We start from the raw sequence: 18,720 nt of genomic DNA on the forward strand, positions 1-18,720 counted from the left end.
CAAACGACAACAAACAATGAAGACACGAAACCTACTTGCTGTATGCGCAGGTATATTGTTGCTTGCCACCCAGTGCCAACAGCCGAATAATCACCAACAGAATACCGAAGCGAGTGATACAACCTTAGTGGCTGAGCTTCGAATGGATGGCGAATATCGTTTGGACGGCCCTCTTGTACTGCACTTCGCCGTATACAATCCTACGATTGACACCTTACGATTTACGCAATATCACACCCCCTTCGAAGGATTTCTGAACAATTTTCTTACCATTACCAATAGTGAAGGCCAAGAAATGCCCTACATCGGCCCCATGGCCAAAAGGGTGATGCCGCCAGTGGCAGAAAGCTACCGTAAGGTACCCCCTATGGGCCGTGATACGGTAAGCATTGACATCAGAAAAGGCTACCGTATCGAAACCTCCGGCACCTATACCATCCGGTACAACGGAGGCAATGTCAGTGGCATGGCTGACGGGGAAGCCATACAGGTAGTGGTGACCGAATAGCACCAATCGACTCGATTAGTTAGGATACAATGAAGTTACTCTTTTTAGTGGTGGTGCTGTTATTTGCCGGTGGATACCTATGCTCGTACCTATTATCCAAAAATAATGAATACCCTTTTCTATCAGCAAGTGCGCGCAATAGTATAAAGCGCTTTGGCATTACTTGTTTTTTTTTAGGGGTAGCGCTTTGCCTACTCGTATTGTACATCAGGATTAGGTACTAATCCCTTTGAAGTCAGGAACCACGAATAGACATAAAAAAAGAAACCCGTTACCTCATAGATAACGGGAATCCGCCCCAATGGGATTAGGGGCTATCAACCTAAACCTAATACAAAGCAACAAAAATTAGGCCACACTTCAAAAGGCGTTGCACTTTAAATAATGTGAGTAGCCCCCTATAGTTCTGTCGCCATTGCCGGATCGCTAATACCGTGCTCACCAGTCTCTACCCTTCCAGCAAATCGATATGAAAAACCGTATTTTTGCTGCTCATCCTCGGGAGCCAGGGGAATCGGATCCAGCTTTCCGTAATCATAGGCATTAGCTACAATTTCTACATTTAAAGGAATGGATGAGTCATTCCGTAACAGCATGTAAATACCGCCTTTGGCATGATCATACTCAAAATGGATGCGGCAAGCCCTGCCGTTGCGGATAATTTGATAAAATCCCTTCTGTGTAGCTTGGACATATCATATCCGCCACGACAGGATATATATTGACCCAATCAGCCAAATTATTAAACTGCAAAAGAATCCAATTGCTAACTGTCTTTGTTTCAGTACCAGCCATGAGATGCCAAAAAGCAAAACCGCTACTACAGGTATAAGGTATGCTATTACAACGATCGGTTGCACTACAACATACGTATCATAAATATTTATATCTATTGCGGGAACAAACAAATTTTCTACACCAAAAATTAAAATATACGCGATTATCGAGAGCAACGTAGCTAATACAACATAAAATAACATCCATTTGGCTGATTGGACAATAGGCATAAAAATTACGTTTAAACAGATACTGTAGCTTATAATGGCAAGCACTCGCAGCCCAAACAATTAAACATTGCGGCAATAAAAGTTTTCAATTCATAAATATAAGAAACAAACCCTATTTGACCAAAATTCGGATCACGCTGTGCCATGGATATTTCCGAGGCTGTAGCAGCGCGTGCATCCTTTATAAAGCGTTCTTAAGCTTCTTAAACTTCACTTCAATACCGGGATTTATGGATTTAAGGTCATTGATAAATTCCACTTTCTTTTTCGGTGAGATGATAACACTGTCATAATCGTTATAGCTGATTTCGAGCCTATCCAATGATGTTGCCGGTGAACTCAAAGGATTGTTCGTTTCCTCAATTTTTCGAATAGCAAAGACATCGATTTGGGAATCGTACAAAAAACCACACTTTATTCTCAGCACCTTATTTTCAATGGTGTAGCAAGTTGTCAAAAACATATGGACAATGAAGCACATAACAGGCAATAGGATCGCTACCACAAGCCAATTAGGCTTATTTATTACCGTCGCGAATAAAGCTACCCCAAAAATCAACGTCAACGGTATCACCAATTCGAGTCCTATTTTGGATTTATATTTTTTTTCCATGCGTTACAAGTTAAGTTTTTCACTCGTATTTCCATAATATATGCTTTGGTAGCTGAAGGCGTTGAAAAACTCCCGGTGACAACAGTCCTATACAGAAATGACGGCGATCATGCTAAAATCGCCGCTTGCAGGCTATGTTTGCAGGGTATGACAGGCAATGCAAAATTAGCGCTCATCAAGACTATCCATACCGTTATCTGGGTGTTTTTCAACTTGATAATCGGATATATGATCTATGCTGTGGCTGCTAACAAACTGGACGGATGGCTTTGGCTATGCTTTGGCCTTGTAACCGTCGAAGGCGTGGTACTGGTGACCTTTCGATGGACCTGCCCGCTGACGCTGTTGGCCAGAAACTATTCGTCCTCTCGGAAGGACAATTTTGACATTTACCTGCCCAATTGGCTTGCAAAGCATACCAAGCTCATCTATACTACGCTGGCCTTTGTCTTGCTGGCAGCAGCGGTATGGCGGCTACTGGCTTGACTCCTGTTACTGCATGGAATATAACCCGAATGTATTGCCTTCCGTATCCAGGCAGATCGCACAGAATCCATATTCGCCAATGGAAAATTTGGATTTGTGTACGCTGCCTCCAGCAGCTTCTACACGACGCTCTTCCACACTGCAATCCATGCAGGGAAAATAGACGATGGTATTGACGGACTGGCTTTCGCCTCTTGACCCGGCCATGTGTACCAGGGCGCCACCTACACCCATCTTTGCCGGATCGGGATCGGATGGAAAAAAGGACATCTTGAAATCGCCCTCATCTCCAGGAGAGGGCACATCCTGAAACGTTATGCCGAGCACGGTGCTGTAAAACATTTTGGCCCGCTCCATATCATCGACATAGATTTCGAACCAACAGATCGCATTAAGGGGCTGACTCATTGCGTTTATTGTTTAAAACTGGTGAATAATAAACAAAGCTAAGCTTTCGGCAACTCATGTGCAATGGTTATTCTCGCTATTTTCTCTCTCCGCGATACATCCAGTAAAACAACTGCGGCAACACGGTAAACGACAACAGCATGCACACTTGCAGCCCCCCTACAATCATGATGGCCAGGGGCTTCTGGATTTCAGCCCCCATGCCGGTGGATAGGGCGGCGGGCAATAAGCCCATTGATCCCATTAACGCAATCATTACGATAGGACGGATGCGGCTGTCTACACCCTGGCGGATAGCCTCGGCCAACGGCAGCTTCCTGCGCAGCAGGTTTTCTTTCATCACCGCAATGAGGATGATGGCATTGATGGTATTGACGCCGAACAGGATGATGAACCCGATGCCGGCGGATATGCCGAATACCGTTCCGGTAGCCCATAGCGACACGAAGCCGCCGATGAAGGCAAAGGGGATGGTGCCCACGGCCACAAGCGTGTCTTTGTAGTTTCCGAAATTAAAATACAGCAAAAAGAGGATAAGCACCAGCACCACCGGTACCACCACGGCCAGCTGGCGCGATGCGCGCTCCTTGCTCTCAAACTCGCCGGCCCATTCCATCTTGTTGCTCTTCGGGAGGTTTACCTCGGCGGCCACGCGCTGCTGGGCTTCGGCAATGGTGCTGCCCAAATCGCGCCCCTCGATGCTGAAACCTACACCGATGTAGCGGTTGCTGCCCTCCCGATAGATGAAGGCCGGCCCGGTATGGAAGCCAATAGTAGCAATCTCGCGCAGTGGGACGGACTTGCCGTCCATCGTGGGGATCAGGATGTTGCCAATCTTCTCCTCATCATCGCGATACACTTGCTGGAAGCGGAGCCGCACGTCAAATATCCGCTCATCTTCATAAAACTGCGTAGCGGCCTGCCCGCCGATGGCCATCGCTACCACGGCCTGCACATCGGCCGTGTTTACAGCGTAGCGGGCCATCTTGTGGTCGTGCAGCTGGATGCTCAGCTCCGGCAGGCCAATATTTTTATAAACTTTCAAATCGGTAATACCCGGCACCGAAACTAACGCTTTTTCCACCTGTCCGGCATAGTCTTCCAATTGATAAAGGTCGTCCCCGAAAATCTTGACTACCAATGAGCTTTTGACCCCCGCGACATACTCTTCCACATTGTCTTGGATGGGTTGGCTGAAGCCAAAGTTGATGCCGGGGTAAGACTCCAGCTCGGCGCGCATCTCGCCAAGCAGTTGCTCTTTACTGATATGCCGCTTCCACTCCCCTTCGGGATAGAGCTGGATATGAAACTCAATATTGAAAAATCCAGTGGGGTCGGTACCATCATTAGGCCTGCCGGTCTGGCTCATCACAAATTTGACCTCGTCAAATGTCCGTAGCCGCTGCCGCATCTCCTTCGCCAGCCTCACGGATTCATCCAAGTTGACACTGTTGGGCAGGGTAGCCCGTACATAAATGGCGCCTTCATTGAGGCTGGGGATAAACTCCGAGCCGTAAAACAGGAAGCGCACCACGCAGGCTACCAGCAACAGGGCAAAGCCCCAAAGGGTAAGCCTTCGGCGGCGCTGGCTCCAGGCAAACAGCCGCGAAGCTCCGTGGTGGAACGCGCGGGAAATCACGTTTTCGCGCTCGCGGATATTTTTTTGCAGCAATGCCTTGCACATCGCAGGCACATAGGTAAGGCTGAGGATGAGCGAGCCCAGCAGGGCGTATCCCAGCGTGAAGGCCAGCGGCGAAAACATTTTGCCCTCCACCTTCTGGAAGGAAAAGATGGGCAGCAGGGCCACGATGAGGATGAGCTGCGCAAAAAACACATAGGTGGCTACACTGGCGACGCTCTTCTTGATGATACCCAGCTTGATGGAGCTGTTGAACCGCGCCATGCCCACCAGCTCGGCGCGCTTGCGCATGCCCACAAACACGCTCTCCACGATGACCAGCGTCCCCTCCAGCAGCAATCCGAAATCCAGCGCGCCCATGGAAATGAGATTGGCAGGCAGGCCCTGGATGCGCAGCATGATGATGGCAAAGAGAAACGCCAGCGGGATGACGGAAGCGACGATGACCGTAGTGCGCCAGTTGAACAGGAAGATGAATACGATAACCGATACCAGTACGATGCCTTCCATCAGGTTTTTACTTACGGTATGTACCGTGGCGCCCACCAGTTCCGTACGGTCGATAAAGGGGGCTATCTTGACATTGACGGGCAGGATGCGTTCGTTCAGCTCGGTGATCTTGTCTTTCAGCCGCGCGATGACCTCGCCCGGATTCTCACCCCGCAGCATGATGACGACGCCTTCTACCAGGTCATCATCGTCTTGCAGGCCCACCTGCCCCAGCCGGGGCTTAGCTGATACTTCCACTTCGGCCACGTGCTTTACCAATATGGGGGTACTACCCCGCACGGTGATGAGGATATTTTCGATGTCTTCCACTTTATCAAGCAGACCAATACCGCGCACCACGTAGGCCTGGTCACCCCGCTGGATGACATCGCCCCCCACATTGATGTTGCTTTTGCTGACGGCTTCGTACACGTCCAGCGGCGACAGGTCATAGTTGACCAACTCCGTGGGGTTGATTTTGATTTCGTAGATTTTCTCTTCGCCGCCGAAGCTCACCACATCTGCCACGCCCGGCACGGCTACCAGCTCTCGTTCGATGACCCAATCGTGGATGGCCGTCACCTCCTTGATGGGCAAATCGCTTTTGACCACGTAGCGGAATATCTCGCCCGTGGCTCCGGAGGGTGGCTCGATATCGGCGGCAGCGCCTTCGGGAAGGTCTACGCCCTGCAAGCGGTTGGAGGCATACTGCTGGGCATAGAAATCATCTACCCCGTCATCAAAGATAATGGTCACCACGGATAGCCCAAATAGCGAGATGGAGCGTACCTCAGCCTTGCGCGGAATGGTATTGACCTCCTTGGATATTGGCAGCGTGACGAACTTTTCGACTTCCTCGGCGCTGCGACCCGGCCACTGGGTGATGATGCGGGCCCTGGTATTGGTCACGTCGGGGTACGCCTCGATAGGGGTATGCACCAGGCAGTAGATACCTACGCCCAGCAGGAGGGCGGTAAAGAAAAAGACAATAAACGTATTTTTGAGCGAAAAGGAGACGACTCCCTGCACAAGCTTCTTCATCCCTTGATCCTTTCGTAGATGAGTAAATGGTTTTGGGAAACAACGCGCTCGCCCGGCTCAAGCCCATTATCCACGAAGTACCACTGGTCATCGCGCGCGACAAAGGAGATCCGGCGCAGTTGCAGATCGCAGTCGCCGCCATATACCACAGCGAAATACTGGTTGTCATCAAAGATAACCGCGTCTGCGGGCAAGGCTACGGCCTTGCCCGCCCCGCGCCGTTCCACAGCGATATCGGCAGACATGCCGGGTTTCAGCTCAAGCCCTTCGTTGGGAATCACGATGCGGGCCTTGAGCACCCGCTCATGGCTATCAAATACCTGGGGAAGGGCCGAGATACGCCCATGGAAAACCGCCCCCGGATAGGCCAGCGTCCGTATCTCAACGTCCATGCCCTGCTGCACAAATTGCATATCGGTGGCGTAGACATTGGCCATTACCCATACTTCGCTAAGCCCCGATACGGTAAAGAGGTTGTCCCCATCGTTGATGGGCATGCCGGGATTGATATTTTTCTCGACGATGTAGCCGCTGGAGGGCGATCGGATCTCAAAGATCCCCTGTGCGGGATTGGGATGGAAAAGAGCCAGATTGGCCTCAATATTAGCCAGCTCGGCATCCAGTTTTTCAAGTGCGGATTTTGTCTCGATGAGATCCCGCTCGGCAGCGATATTATCGTCATACATCCCCTGAGCCGCCGTATATTGCCGCTCGGCCAGCTGCCGCTGGGCTTGAAGGCTCCGTTGCTCGGCCAGCATCGTATTGAGGGCGGGGCTTTTGAGGGTGGCCAGCACCTGCCCTTGCCGCACGAAGTCGCCCAGGGAAAAATGAGTCTGTACGGCGATGCCTGCTATCCAGCTGACGAATTGCACCACCTTATCGGGATTGTAGGAGACTTCGCCCGTGAGCGTTATATGCTGGGTGATATCCCGCTCGCGCAAGGTATCCAGCACCAATTGATGACGCAGGTTTTCACTCAGGCAGAAGCCTTCGGACTGTTCGTCCACCAGTTGCTCGCGCTGGTCACAAGCGACCGCAAGCAATAGCATTATCCAGCTGTACGATTTTATCGTGTGTATCATGGGTTGCGTTTTTTTGTTTCTTCAAAGCGATCAGGGAAACTGATTTCCCACATGGTACCGTAGGGTTTCATATTGCGTCAGCAATTCCTTATCGGTATCCAGCAAGGTATCCTTGGTCGTGAGGTAAGCCTCCAGAAAATCCAGGTATTCCAGCAGACTGATGTGGCGTTGGACAAAGCTATTGTGATAGCCCGCCAGCAGTTCCTCCATATCGGCATCGTATGTGGCACCGATATGCTCCTTGCGCGCGATAATGGCCAGTAGGTCTTTCCACGCCTGGACGGCGAGGCCCGAGACTTCATTTTTTTTGTCTTCAGCCCGTAGCAAGCTTTGCTCCAATCGATACTGGGCGGCTTTGATATGACCTTGGTTGCGATGGAATATGGGAAGGTCTACTGATACACCCACCCCGATGAAATCGCGCATGATGTTGCCTCCGCGGTCGTAGCCAGCACTCAATGTGAGATCCGGCACGCGCTGCGCACGCTCGTAGCTGAGCTCGCGTTCGGCATAAGTAGCGCCCAGTTGCAGGGCTGTGAGCTCGGCACTATGGGCTTGTGCCCACTCCTGCACGGTACCGGCGTCTAATGCGCGGATGGCCGCCAGGGGTATATCGGGCAGGGCTTCGCCTGCCAGCACCAGCGTCTCCTGTTGTCCAACGCCCATCCAGGTCTTCAATGCCCGCTGGGCCTCGCCATTCTCCCTGCGGATGTCGTCAATGGTTTTCATCAATGCTACTTCCGACGCTTTTAGCCGGAGGTATTCGCTACGGCTGACGTTTCCCTGCTGTACCTGCCGACCATAGCCATCGAGCAACCGTTGCAGTTGGCCGAGCACCTGCTGGTATGTCCCCAGCCGCTGCTGGGTGCTGTACAGCTGGGCTAGCTCGGTTCGGAATTCGACTTTGAGGCTGCGCAGCAAATCTTCGAAATCCTGCTCGGCAATCGCCGCGCCCGTCTCTTCGATGGCGATGAGCTTCTTGCGCTTGCCCGCCGTCTGGATGAGTTGCTCTACATCCACGGCCACCTGCGCGTGATTGCCCCATGTGCCAAACAGGTGACCAAGCGCTTCGGCTCCGGCATTGGACCAGAGATTGACCTCCCCGATGGAGAGCGTGGGGTTGGGCCACAGCTTGGCTTGTATCACTTTCGCTTTTGCTTCGTCAATTTCCAGCTTGCCCGCCAGCAATTGCAGGTTGCGTTGCAAGAAGACTGCCTCGGCCTCTGCACGGCTCATCACCAAGGTATCGGCGGATGACTGCCCATGAACGGTTGCCGTAAGGCAGCACAGCAGGGCTACAACCGAATAAAAAAAGCTGCTCCTCATCGCTACTGTTCAGTCGATTGGTGGTCTACCGCTTCCGATTGGGGCGCTTCTTCCTGCCCCTGCTTAAACTCCCGTACACCCCGGCCAAGGCCGCGCATCAGTTCGGGTATTTTCTTGCCGCCAAAGAGCAGCAAACAGGCAAAGACAATCAGGAGCAGTTCCTGCCCACCGATGCCCATGACACCCAGCAATATAGTCCTTCCGTAAAACATAGTCTGCATTTTTGAGTTGCGGCAAAGGTAAATCCGCAACATTAGAAACGGCTTAGAATGGGGTTAAAGTTGGCTAAAGCCCAGCGTGACGGTGGTGCCCTGCCCCTTCTCCGATGCGAGGGAAAACGATACGCCGTTTTGTTTGCAGATAAGTACCGCCAGTGACAGCCCGATGCCGCTTCCTTTGGTATGGCCCACATTGCCGCCCCGGTAAAATGGTCGGTGTACCTGCTTCAGCTCTTCGGCAGCAATGCCGCTGCCGTGGTCCTCGATGATGAGCTGCAGTAGCTTGCCTTGCTGGGTCAGCCTAACATGTATGGGTTGGTCATTGGCATATTTAACGGCGTTGTCTATCAGATTGTACACGGCCATCTGCATCTGATGGCCATTCCCACGCGCGGATAGGCTATCCGGATTGGGTACGGAGACATCTACGTGGAGCAGCGGTCTGGCCTCGGGCCACCTATCAAAGATTCGATCCAGTACATCCCACAGTAGCTCATCCACGCGGTACGTGGTGCTGCCCTGGGGATTAGTGCGTAGTCCGGCGAGCATCATGAGGTTGTTGAAAATGCGCTCCAGCTCTGATACCTGCGCCAATACGGTTTGGCTGACCTCCCGGTATTCGGCGGGTGAACGATCTTTCTGGGCGAATACTTCAAGATTGCCGGTGATGGACGCCAGCGGTGTCTTGAATTCGTGCGACACGTAATTGATGAAATTTTTTTGGATAACGAAGGTGTCTGACAGGCGAAGCAGCAGTCCATTGAATGTGTTGACCAATTCGTGAAGCTCGTCCTTAGCCCGCGGTAGTGTCAGCGCGGTCTCCAGGTTGTCGGCCTGCAACTGGTTGACCTGATGGATGACCGACGAAATGGGCCGATAGGCTATTCGGGAGAGCCAATAGCTGAGCAGGAAAATAACCAGCAGGCCCACGCCCAATGCGACCCCCATCATGAGCAGCAATTGATTGCTCTGCGAGGCAAAGAAGTCATTGCTTGTGGCCACGATTACCACGAAGTCGCCCTGATTGTCCGGATAATGAAGGCCATAATAATAGGAGCCTTCGCGTTTGAACTGTACCCGCCCTTCTTCCCGGATGCGCTGGAGCGCAGCAGCGGGCGCCTGCTCCTTGGACTGGCCGTTGCCATACCGGAGCCGATCGGCACTGTCGTACACCTTTACATCCGTCTGCTGTATCTCGGCCTCGAAATCCGTCCGTATGCGGTTGTGCTCGCGCGTGGATAGCTCGTCTTCTTCGAGGTAAAACATGGCCGACAACAACCCGGTCTTCTGCAATTCGCTGAAGATGATGCGCTCGGAGGTGACATGGAAGGTGTAATATACCGCAAAGGCTGCCACGGCAAATACCACCCCGAAGGTGAGTGACGAAATCAGCGTGAGCCTATTGCGGATGGTCATAGTGCGAGGTTTTATAACGGTTCCTTCCAAAGGTAGCCGGTACCTTTGACGGTATGGATGAATTTTGTGCCCCCGCGCTCAATTTTTGCACGCAGGTAAGAAATGTATACATCTACGACATTGGTACTGTTGTCATAGTCGATCCCCCACACGGCATGCAGCATTTGCGTACGCGGCAGCACGCGGCCCGGATGTTCGAGAAAGTAGACCAGGAGCTTGTATTCCTTGGGTGACAGTTCCACCCGGTCTTCGCCCCATGAAACGGCGTGCTCGGTCGCATTGACCGTGAGCATGCCGCTCCGGTAAATCTTGCTGTCAGCCTGATGGGCCAATTTGGAGCGCCTCACGAGTGCGTTGATGCGCGAAAGCAACTCTTTGAAATGGAAGGGCTTCACGAGGTAATCATCAGCACCGCTGTCCAGCGCGTTGACCTTGTCATCGGGTCCGTCCAATGCACTGATCACCAGAATGGGCGTCTGATTGCGGCGGTAGCGGATGAGCTTGGTAAGCTGTACCCCATCTATGCCGGGCAGCATGATGTCCATCAAGATGGTATCCCAATCGTGGCTATTCACCAGCTCCCGCGCAGCTTCGGCAGACGTGGCCAGCGCCACGCTGTATCCCGCCTCCTCCAAGCCCTTTATCACAAAATCACTGATACGACTGTCGTCTTCGATGAGCAGAATGTTCATGATGGCCAAAGTTAGCGTTCGAGATAGCCAAATCCAATTTTGGCAGGTATAATTTACAGTTGCCCCGCGATGGGACGAGCCATCCTATCTTACTGATACTGGATATAAATAGGCTTTGGCGTCAATGCTAATACCTCTTCGTGGGTCATCATCCGGTGTGGCGGCCTTGTCAAATCATTTTTGTAGAAAAATTTAAAGCCAGTAAACTGCACGGGCTCCCGGTAGACGTAGCTGTGGTAGGTGTTTTTCTTGAGTGCCGGAGCACCCCAGCCATCCATATCGATGACCACCTGTACCTCCGGCTGTAACTTTATCTGCCGATAGTCCCTCACCATCCCCTGCGTAAAGCGGTGTACCACCAATACCTTTGGTGGCAGCCCGTGCGCACGAACCAGCTCAGCCAGGTGCTGGGCTGCAAAATTGATATCATCCGCCGTGAAATGGCCTATGCGCTTACCGGGGGGCGAATCGTCTTTCATCGAAAACTCCGGATCAATCCCCAGATGTACATGGGGCATCCGGAGAAACGTATCCAGGCGAGGCACCTCATCGGCCAGGGTACTGAAGCCGACCTGGATGTCCAGAAATACAAGGGCGTTCCTTTTCTCCGCAATGCGGAGTACGGAGTCGATTTGGCTAAACGGCATGCGGGCGCGGTACTTGCCATCCCTGCCGGCACTGCCCTGCGCGGTGACGGCAATATAGTGGAGTGCCGGAATAGCTTCGGTAGCGGTATCTGCTTCGTTCCACCGCGCGACTTCCCCATCCAGCTTGTCCAGCATCTCATCCGGCGGGAGCTCGCCGAGGATGCCCATCCTATTGGAATATAAATTACCGTAAAACGCGATAATACGCTTGTGGGGTAGGATGGCGTCCGATGGGGGCAGGGGCTGATCAGCTACCGGCCAACGACCGGTCGTGTCGCCATTGGCGAGCGCGTGCAACACCTCGTGATAGGCCGCAGAATCGACCGTGGCCGTAGCAGGCTCCTGTGGGTGCGGCACGTCAGCCACTTCGACGACATTGACCGCCAAGGTATCTGCGGTATGTGCGTCTGCAGTAGCTCCGCTGCCGTTGATTGACTGGCAGGCGTATAGTGATAATGCTAACCAAATGATTCCACCATAAAGCAGGCCCGAGCTGCCACGCCTGTGGCCCCGATTGCGAATAATTGTCATCTCCATCGTTACAAATAAACACAAAAGGCTTGGTTTGTTTGATGTGCTGCAAAAAATAGTCGGAAAAATACCAACAGTAGGAAAATGACTGTCATCACAGAAACTGAACTTTTGCACCAAACGTGCCCAACAAATTGTATCTTGGGCACGTTTATAAACGTTAGTATACGTTAGACGAAAGACGGCAATGGGTTGTTTATGAGCATAAGATGCATCAATGTTACGATAGTTAAGACAGGCTTGGTAATATCGGGGGTGATCCTGACCCTCTCCGTAGCATTGGCGCAAATAACCGTCAGCGGAACGGTAACGGATGCAGCTACCGGAGTGGGGATCGCGGGCGTGACAGTATCGCTGCCCAATGCTTCAAAGGGCACTTCCACGGACAGCGCAGGCCACTACCGCATACAGCTTGAGGCGACGGCAACACATATCCGATTCAACGCATTGGGATACAAACCCATGATCAGGCAACTGGTCTCAGGCATATCACAGACCATCGATGTTGAGTTGGATGAGGATGCACAAACACTCGATGAAGTGGTAGTAAGCGGCAAAGGGCGCTACCGCAACCGCGATAATCCGGCGGTGGAACTCATCCGCCAAGTCATTGCTCACAAACGTGTAAACCGTCCCTCGCGATTTGACTATGTATCCTTCGACGCTTACGAAAAAATCATGATGGCCGTGAGCGATGTACCCAAGTCCATTACCAACAATGCGCTAACGCGGGGATACCGGTTTGCCTTGGAAAATGTGGACACCACGTTAGTGCCAGGGCGTTCGCTATTGCCCATCTACCTGGAGGAAAGCTTATCACAACGGTATGAACGGCTACATCCCAAGGCCGGAAAAACGATAGTAACCGCCCATAAGAAGACGGAACTCGACCAACGGTACGTCAACAATCAGAACATTGAGACGTATTTCAAATTTATCCACACCGATGTGGATATCTATGAAAACAACATCCTGATCCTCAATAAGCCGTTTCTTGGCCCTACGGCAGATGCCGCCCCGTTGTTTTACAAATTTTTTATCACAGACACCATCTCCAATGCGGAAGGGCAGTTCGTGGAGCTCACTTTCATACCCCGGAATGAGGAAGACAGACTATTCTCCGGCAAATTGCAGGTAACACTCGACGGCAACTACGGCATTCGCCGTGCGGACATCTGGATAGACCACCGCGCCAACCTCAATTGGGTCAACCAGATCGATATCTCCCTGCGCTTCAGCCGCCACCGCAGTGGCATCTACCTGCTGGCGTACAGCGATGTGCAAATCAACTTCGGACTATTCGAAGGCAAACGCGGGGCCTTTGGCCAGCGTACACTCGCTTTTGAAAACTATGATACGGAAACGGCCATTCCATCCGGTACCTTTAGTGGTCAGCAATGGGTGAAAGCCGACGATGCGGAACTAAAAACGGAAAGTCACTGGCAGGATAAACGCCCCGTGCAACTGACGGAAGTAGAGGCCAAGACGTATGTCAATATCGATAGCTTGCATCGCAACCGGGCATTCCGGCGAACGCTGAAGCTGGGCTACCTGCTCTCCCAGAGCTTCCTCTACGCAGGGCCGGTGGAATTTGGCCCGGTGGAATATTCATACACCCACAACGACCTTGAAGGCAGCAGGATAAGGCTGAGCGGACGGACGACCCGCCAATTTTCAGAACAACTGTACGGTGAGGCGTACACGGCTTATGGATTTCGTGACAATCGGATAAAGGTATTCGGATCCCTGGCCCACACGCTCAATGGCCACCGCGTGGGGGAATATCCGGCGCACTACCTACAGGCGACTTATCACCAAGATGCACGAGAGCCGGGCCAACTGCTCGGATTCCGCAACGGCGATAGCTTCACGCGTTCGTTTCGCAGTGGTGAGCAGTACAACTGGCTGTATCACCACGCCTTCAGACTCAACCACGTCATCGAATTTGGCAACCATGTGATGCTCCAAACATTTTTAGCCATGCAACGGCAAGCGCCCGCAGCCCGCCTGCACTTCGTCACCGCAGGACCTTCAGCGGATACCCTTGGTGCACTGCGGACGTCAGAGCTTGGCCTTGACCTGCGCTGGGCACCAAATGAAGAGTTCTATCAGCGCAATTTGGAGCGCACGCCGATAATCAATGAATATCCTGTGTTCAACCTGCGGTACAACATGGGACTGAGTGGCATCCTGGGCGGCGAGTACAACTACCATGCGCTCCGGCTGAACGTGTTTAAACGGGTGTTCCTCTCCCAGCTGGGCCTCGCCGATGTAAATGTCGGGACGGGATATATTTTCGGGACGGTACCCTATCCGCTGCTGGACATCCCCAATGCCAGCCAGACCTACGTGCTGACACCGGATGCCTTCAGCTTGATGAACAACCTGGAATTTGTGAGCGATCAATACATCAAGCTGAATATCGAGTACCGTCTGCATGGATTCATCCTCAATAAAATCCCGCTGCTGAAAAAATTGAAAATACGGGAATTGGCAGGATTTAAACTGCTCTATGGCAATGTACGGCCGGAAAACCAACCACAGCACAATCCCGATGTCTTCTTGCTCCCCACCGATGAGCAGGGTCGTGCCACCACGTTTGCGCTGACGCGCAAACCGTATATGGAAGCCAGTGTAGGCCTTGAAAACATCCTGAATGTACTTCGGGTGGAATATGTGCGGAGATTGTCGTATCTTGACCATCCCGACATTGACAAAGGCGGGATACGCTTTAGCGTAAAGGTAGATTTTTAGTCTGCGCTGAGTATTTAAAATAAACACCATGGCATACCAAAACTTAGTAATCCGTGACGAAGGTCCGATACGGCATATCGTCATCAACAGGGAGGACAAATTGAATGCGTTGAATAAGCCCACGCTGGCAGCATTGCATGATGCGATAAGCGATGCGATGGCTACGGATAGCGTACGGGGCATCATCCTTACAGGGGCTGGCGAAAAGGCTTTTGTGGCAGGAGCAGACATTGCCGAGTTTGCTGCCTTCGATGCTCAGCAAGGACGTGAGCTGGCGCAGGAAGGGCATACCGCCGTATTTGATCGCATACACCATGCCAACAAGCCTGTTATAGCTGCTATCAATGGTTACGCATTGGGCGGGGGCCTCGAACTGGCATTGGCCTGCCATATCCGCATTGCCGCTACCCACGCCAAGCTGGGGCTACCGGAAGTCTCGCTGGGCCTGATACCGGGATATGGTGGGACGCAACGCCTCACCCAACTGGTAGGGCGGGGGAAAGCGCTGGAAATCATCCTCACTGGCGATATGATATCGGCAGCGGAAGCACTGGAATATGGCGTGGTAAATCACGTGGTGGAACCTGCCGACTTGATCCCGAAGGCTACCAGCCTGCTCCTTCGTATTGCCTCCCGCTCGCCGAATGCTGTGGCAGCGGCTATCCGGGCTGTGAATGCGGGCCTCACACAACAGGGATTCGAAACCGAAATCCGGGAATTTGGCCAATGCTTCGGCACGCCAGACTTTAAGGAAGGCGTATCGGCGTTTTTGGAGAAGCGAAAACCAAACTTCTGATTAAACGTTTATTGGTAAAGTGCTTATCGATTTGATGTATGTCCTATTCTGTATTCAACCAAAAAGAGCGGAATATCATTACCCTTGTGCTCCTGATCGTATTGGGAGCCGTTATCCTGTATGCGGTGAGAGGCATCATCGGCGCACTGCTCGGCACCATGGTCATGTATACGATATTCAGGCCCCTCAACATGTGGATGGTCGAACACCTGAAGTGGCGCCGCCCACTCGTTGCCGTAATTATCATCGTCATTTCTTTTCTCATCATCGTATTGCCTTTCCTGGGCATTGGCACCATGCTGACCAACAAAATCATCAGCTTGGTAAAAAATCCCGAGTGGGTTAAAAATATCGTAGATACCGTCAACGAGTTTGTCGGCGACAAATTGGGTAGACCGGATTTACTCCAAGAGCAATTGGAGCGGAGTGCTTCTTACCTGGGAGGCCTTTTTACTTCACTCCTTAGTGGCGCTGCTGGCCTCTTTCTGGACATCACGGTCATGTATTTTTTGCTGTATTTCATCTTGGTCAACTTCCGCAGTTTCGAACGGGGGTTACTCCGCTATTCGCCGTTCAAGGTGGAAAATGCCATACGGTTTGGTCACGAACTGCGCAACATCACCTATTCCAACGTGTTGGGCCAGACGCTCATCGCATTGGTACAGGGCGGATGCCTTTCCATTGGCTTTTGGATATTCGGATTCGACGATGCGCTATTCTGGGGAGTGATATGTGCCATACTCTCGTTCGTCCCTTTGCTTGGCCCCCCGCTTATTTTTGTGCCTGCGGCTATCATCGCGTTCACACAGGGCAACAACGTCGGTGCGATTGGGCTGTTAATATACGGGTTTGTGGTGGTCATCAACATCGACAATGTCTTGCGGCTGGTCATTGCCAAGCGGGTAGGGGATATCCATCCCATCATTACCGTAGTAGGCGTCATCATCGGCTTGCCGCTATTTGGCGTGATGGGGCTGGTGTACGGGCCGCTGCTCCTGTCTTATTTTCTCATCACCGTGCGCATTTATGAGGCGAATAAGAAAGAAATGGCTTTGGGCGATGAAATCGTGGTGAAAGACCCGAAGCCTACTGCATAGCTCGATTTTTTTAATTGCGCGGGCAATCCTATCTTTGGTGTCATATTCAACAACTATGCGCAATATCACACTTTTATTCCTACTGTTATGTACCTATGGCATGAGCCGTGCCCAAGCGCCGGCCCATTATGTGGCGGAAGGAGGTACCCTCAGACTCACGCTAGCAGGTGCTTCGCATCTTGCCCAGCTGCCCCTAGCGTGCATGCAGCAGGCCTATCCGTATAAAACAGGGATTGTTTTTGCTGACACTACGCTCATCCAAGAACCCATCAACTACCATCCTGCATTCTACGGATGCTTTGACTGGCATAGTAGCGTGCACGGACATTGGATGCTGATACGGCTGCTGAAGCTTTTTCCCAACCTGCCGGAAGCCGCCGAGATAAAACGCAAACTTGCCGCAAATCTCAGCGCCGTAAATGTTGCCAAGGAGGCGGAGCTTTTCGAAGGGCTCAACCAGAGCTTCGAACGGACGTATGGCTGGGCATGGCTGCTCCAGCTCCAGTCCGAGCTATTATCTTGGGAAGATCCGCTGGGCAAACAATTGAGCAACAACCTGCAGCCGTTGGCCGATTTGCTGGCTCGGTTATACCGGGAATACCTCCCCAAAATGAACTATGCTATCCGCGTGGGCGAACATCCCAACCTGGCCTTCGGTCTCCGGCTGGCCTATGACTATGCGGCGCTGGTGAATGATACAGGGCTGAAAGACGTCATCCATCAGACGGCCGTGCGTTTCTACGTGCAGGATACCGGCTGCCCGCTCAATTGGGAACCGGGAGGCGCGGACTTCCTAAGCCCCTGCCTGGAAGAAGCGGATTTAATGTGGCGCATATTGCCGGATACCGAGTACCGCAAATGGCTGAAAAGTTTCCTCCCCCAGCTGTTTAAAAAGTCCTTCGACCTTGAACCGGGTACCGTAAGCGACCGTACCGACGGCAAGCTTGTCCATCTCGATGGCCTGAACCTGAGCCGTGCCTGGTGCCTGTATGGCATTGCCCACCACGCCGGCAAAAATGAGGAACGCCTGACGGCACTGGCTAACGTGCACCTGAAAGCTGCCTTGCCACAGGTGGCCAGTGGCGACTACATGGGCGAACACTGGCTGGCCTCCTTCGCCGTATATGCACTCACCGCCCAGCATAATCCTTGAAATTAGTTTTTGACGCATGAACGTTTCATTAGATCAGCAACGCATCTTAGTCACCGGGGCCTCCAGGGGTATAGGCGCGGCCATCGCAAACCAACTGGCCCAGTCCGGAGCCAATGTGCTGCTCCACTATCATAAAAATGCCGCCGCTGCCGAAAAGCTCAGAGACAACCTCCCCGGTGAGGTAGCGCTGGTGCCCTGCGACTTGGCCGACCTCGAAGCGGTGAAAGGATGGATCCCCCGCTTGGCAAATCAATACGGACGAATCGATGCCGTGGTCAACAACGCAGGCATCGCACTGTCCATTCCAGACAATAGCCCAACGGATGCCTGGCTGGCAGCCTGGCAGGAAACCATCAATGTAAACCTCCATGCGCTGGCCGTCATCTGCAAGGAGTTTATCGAACACGCAAGAGCCTATAAGAACGGCCGGATCATCAACATCTCCTCGCGGGCGGCATTCCGTGGCGATACGCCCGACTACCTGGCTTATGCCGCCTCCAAGTCAGCCATCGTAGGCTTTACACGGTCGCTCGCCCGCTACTACGGAAAGGATGGAATTAAGGCGTTTATCGTAGCGCCCGGATTTACTCGTACCGACATGGCACAGGATTTCATGGATCAATACGGAGAGGATTATGCACTGAACGATATTGCATTGCCTATGCTCACGGAGCCCAAGGATATCGCGCCGATGGTGACGCTGCTTTGCTCGGGATTGGCAGACCATGCCACCGGCAGTACGATAGACATCAACGCCGCCTCATACGTGCACTGACCCTCGCTGTACTGCATTTTTTGTTGAATATGTGTTCGCGAA

General features: G+C 52.5%; 18 protein-coding genes. 7 read left to right on the forward strand and 11 right to left on the reverse strand.

What is annotated here, in order from left to right; all coding sequences use genetic code 11:
• Positions 1–16: 16 nt before the first annotated feature.
• Positions 17–508, forward strand: coding sequence for a hypothetical protein (locus BMW65_RS20545; protein ID WP_090608432.1), 492 nt, complete (start codon positions 17–19; stop codon positions 506–508).
• A gap of 398 nt (positions 509–906) precedes the next feature.
• Here BMW65_RS20545 and BMW65_RS24310 read toward each other — a convergent pair whose 3' ends face one another.
• The 3 genes from BMW65_RS24310 to BMW65_RS20560 form a co-directional block, all read right to left on the reverse strand.
• Positions 907–1,104 carry a hypothetical protein gene (locus BMW65_RS24310; protein ID WP_177181240.1) on the reverse strand — a complete coding sequence of 66 codons (198 nt, stop codon included), beginning with the start codon at positions 1,102–1,104 and terminating at the stop codon, positions 907–909.
• Positions 1,071–1,202: a twin-arginine translocation signal domain-containing protein gene (locus BMW65_RS24890; RefSeq protein ID WP_090608434.1), complete on the reverse strand. Its 132-nt coding sequence runs from the start codon at positions 1,200–1,202 to the stop codon at positions 1,071–1,073. Before BMW65_RS24890 ends, BMW65_RS24310 begins: the two co-directional genes overlap by 34 nt.
• Positions 1,203–1,696: 494 nt before the next feature.
• Positions 1,697–2,128: a PH domain-containing protein gene (locus BMW65_RS20560; protein WP_090608438.1), complete on the reverse strand. Its 432-nt coding sequence runs from the start codon at positions 2,126–2,128 to the stop codon at positions 1,697–1,699.
• Between the two features lie 75 nt (positions 2,129–2,203).
• Here BMW65_RS20560 and BMW65_RS20565 point away from each other — a divergent pair, with 75 nt between their 5' ends.
• Positions 2,204–2,614: a hypothetical protein gene (locus BMW65_RS20565; RefSeq protein WP_218145478.1), complete on the forward strand. Its 411-nt coding sequence runs from the start codon at positions 2,204–2,206 to the stop codon at positions 2,612–2,614.
• 6 nt (positions 2,615–2,620) lie between these two features.
• Here the strand turns inward: BMW65_RS20565 and BMW65_RS20570 are convergent, their stop codons facing one another.
• The 8 genes from BMW65_RS20570 to BMW65_RS20605 form a co-directional block, all read right to left on the reverse strand.
• Positions 2,621–3,022, reverse strand: coding sequence for a VOC family protein (locus BMW65_RS20570; RefSeq protein WP_090608442.1), 402 nt, complete (start codon positions 3,020–3,022; stop codon positions 2,621–2,623).
• A 76-nt stretch (positions 3,023–3,098) separates the two neighbouring features.
• Positions 3,099–6,191 (reverse strand): efflux RND transporter permease subunit, encoded by a 3,093-nt coding sequence (locus BMW65_RS20575; protein WP_090608444.1) that lies wholly within the window; start codon positions 6,189–6,191, stop codon positions 3,099–3,101.
• The gene (locus BMW65_RS20580; protein WP_090608446.1) at positions 6,188–7,273 is read right to left on the reverse strand and encodes an efflux RND transporter periplasmic adaptor subunit; all 1,086 of its coding nucleotides are present in this window, start codon (positions 7,271–7,273) and stop codon (positions 6,188–6,190) included. The genes BMW65_RS20575 and BMW65_RS20580 overlap by 4 nt, the downstream gene beginning before the upstream one ends.
• Before the next feature lie 30 nt (positions 7,274–7,303).
• Positions 7,304–8,599, reverse strand: coding sequence for a TolC family protein (locus BMW65_RS20585; RefSeq protein WP_090608448.1), 1,296 nt, complete (start codon positions 8,597–8,599; stop codon positions 7,304–7,306).
• A 2-nt stretch (positions 8,600–8,601) separates the two neighbouring features.
• Positions 8,602–8,811 (reverse strand): Sec-independent protein translocase subunit TatA/TatB, encoded by a 210-nt coding sequence (locus BMW65_RS20590; protein ID WP_090608449.1) that lies wholly within the window; start codon positions 8,809–8,811, stop codon positions 8,602–8,604.
• Between the two features lie 63 nt (positions 8,812–8,874).
• Positions 8,875–10,233: a sensor histidine kinase gene (locus tag BMW65_RS20595; protein WP_090608451.1), complete on the reverse strand. Its 1,359-nt coding sequence runs from the start codon at positions 10,231–10,233 to the stop codon at positions 8,875–8,877.
• A gap of 11 nt (positions 10,234–10,244) precedes the next feature.
• Positions 10,245–10,925 (reverse strand): response regulator transcription factor, encoded by a 681-nt coding sequence (locus tag BMW65_RS20600; RefSeq protein ID WP_090608453.1) that lies wholly within the window; start codon positions 10,923–10,925, stop codon positions 10,245–10,247.
• A gap of 89 nt (positions 10,926–11,014) precedes the next feature.
• The gene (locus BMW65_RS20605) at positions 11,015–12,109 is read right to left on the reverse strand and encodes a hypothetical protein (RefSeq protein ID WP_090608455.1); all 1,095 of its coding nucleotides are present in this window, start codon (positions 12,107–12,109) and stop codon (positions 11,015–11,017) included.
• Positions 12,110–12,301: 192 nt separating this feature from the next.
• Here BMW65_RS20605 and BMW65_RS20610 point away from each other — a divergent pair, with 192 nt between their 5' ends.
• Genes BMW65_RS20610 through BMW65_RS20630 form a run of 5 tightly spaced genes read left to right on the forward strand, consistent with a single transcriptional unit; the run spans position 12,302 to position 18,678 of the window.
• Positions 12,302–14,857, forward strand: coding sequence for a DUF5686 and carboxypeptidase-like regulatory domain-containing protein (locus tag BMW65_RS20610; protein WP_090608457.1), 2,556 nt, complete (start codon positions 12,302–12,304; stop codon positions 14,855–14,857).
• A 28-nt stretch (positions 14,858–14,885) separates the two neighbouring features.
• Positions 14,886–15,653: an enoyl-CoA hydratase/isomerase family protein gene (locus BMW65_RS20615; protein WP_090608459.1), complete on the forward strand. Its 768-nt coding sequence runs from the start codon at positions 14,886–14,888 to the stop codon at positions 15,651–15,653.
• Between the two features lie 38 nt (positions 15,654–15,691).
• On the forward strand, positions 15,692–16,750 hold the full coding sequence (locus BMW65_RS20620) for an AI-2E family transporter (protein ID WP_090608460.1): 1,059 nt from the start codon (positions 15,692–15,694) through the stop codon (positions 16,748–16,750).
• A gap of 55 nt (positions 16,751–16,805) precedes the next feature.
• A complete protein-coding gene (locus BMW65_RS20625) occupies positions 16,806–17,903 on the forward strand; it encodes a DUF2891 domain-containing protein (protein WP_090608462.1) in 1,098 nt (365 codons plus the stop codon).
• Between the two features lie 16 nt (positions 17,904–17,919).
• A complete protein-coding gene (locus BMW65_RS20630; protein WP_090608464.1) occupies positions 17,920–18,678 on the forward strand; it encodes an SDR family NAD(P)-dependent oxidoreductase in 759 nt (252 codons plus the stop codon).
• Positions 18,679–18,720 lie beyond the last annotated feature (42 nt).

Source organism: Parapedobacter koreensis (assembly GCF_900109365.1).
GTDB lineage: Bacteria > Bacteroidota > Bacteroidia > Sphingobacteriales > Sphingobacteriaceae > Parapedobacter > Parapedobacter koreensis.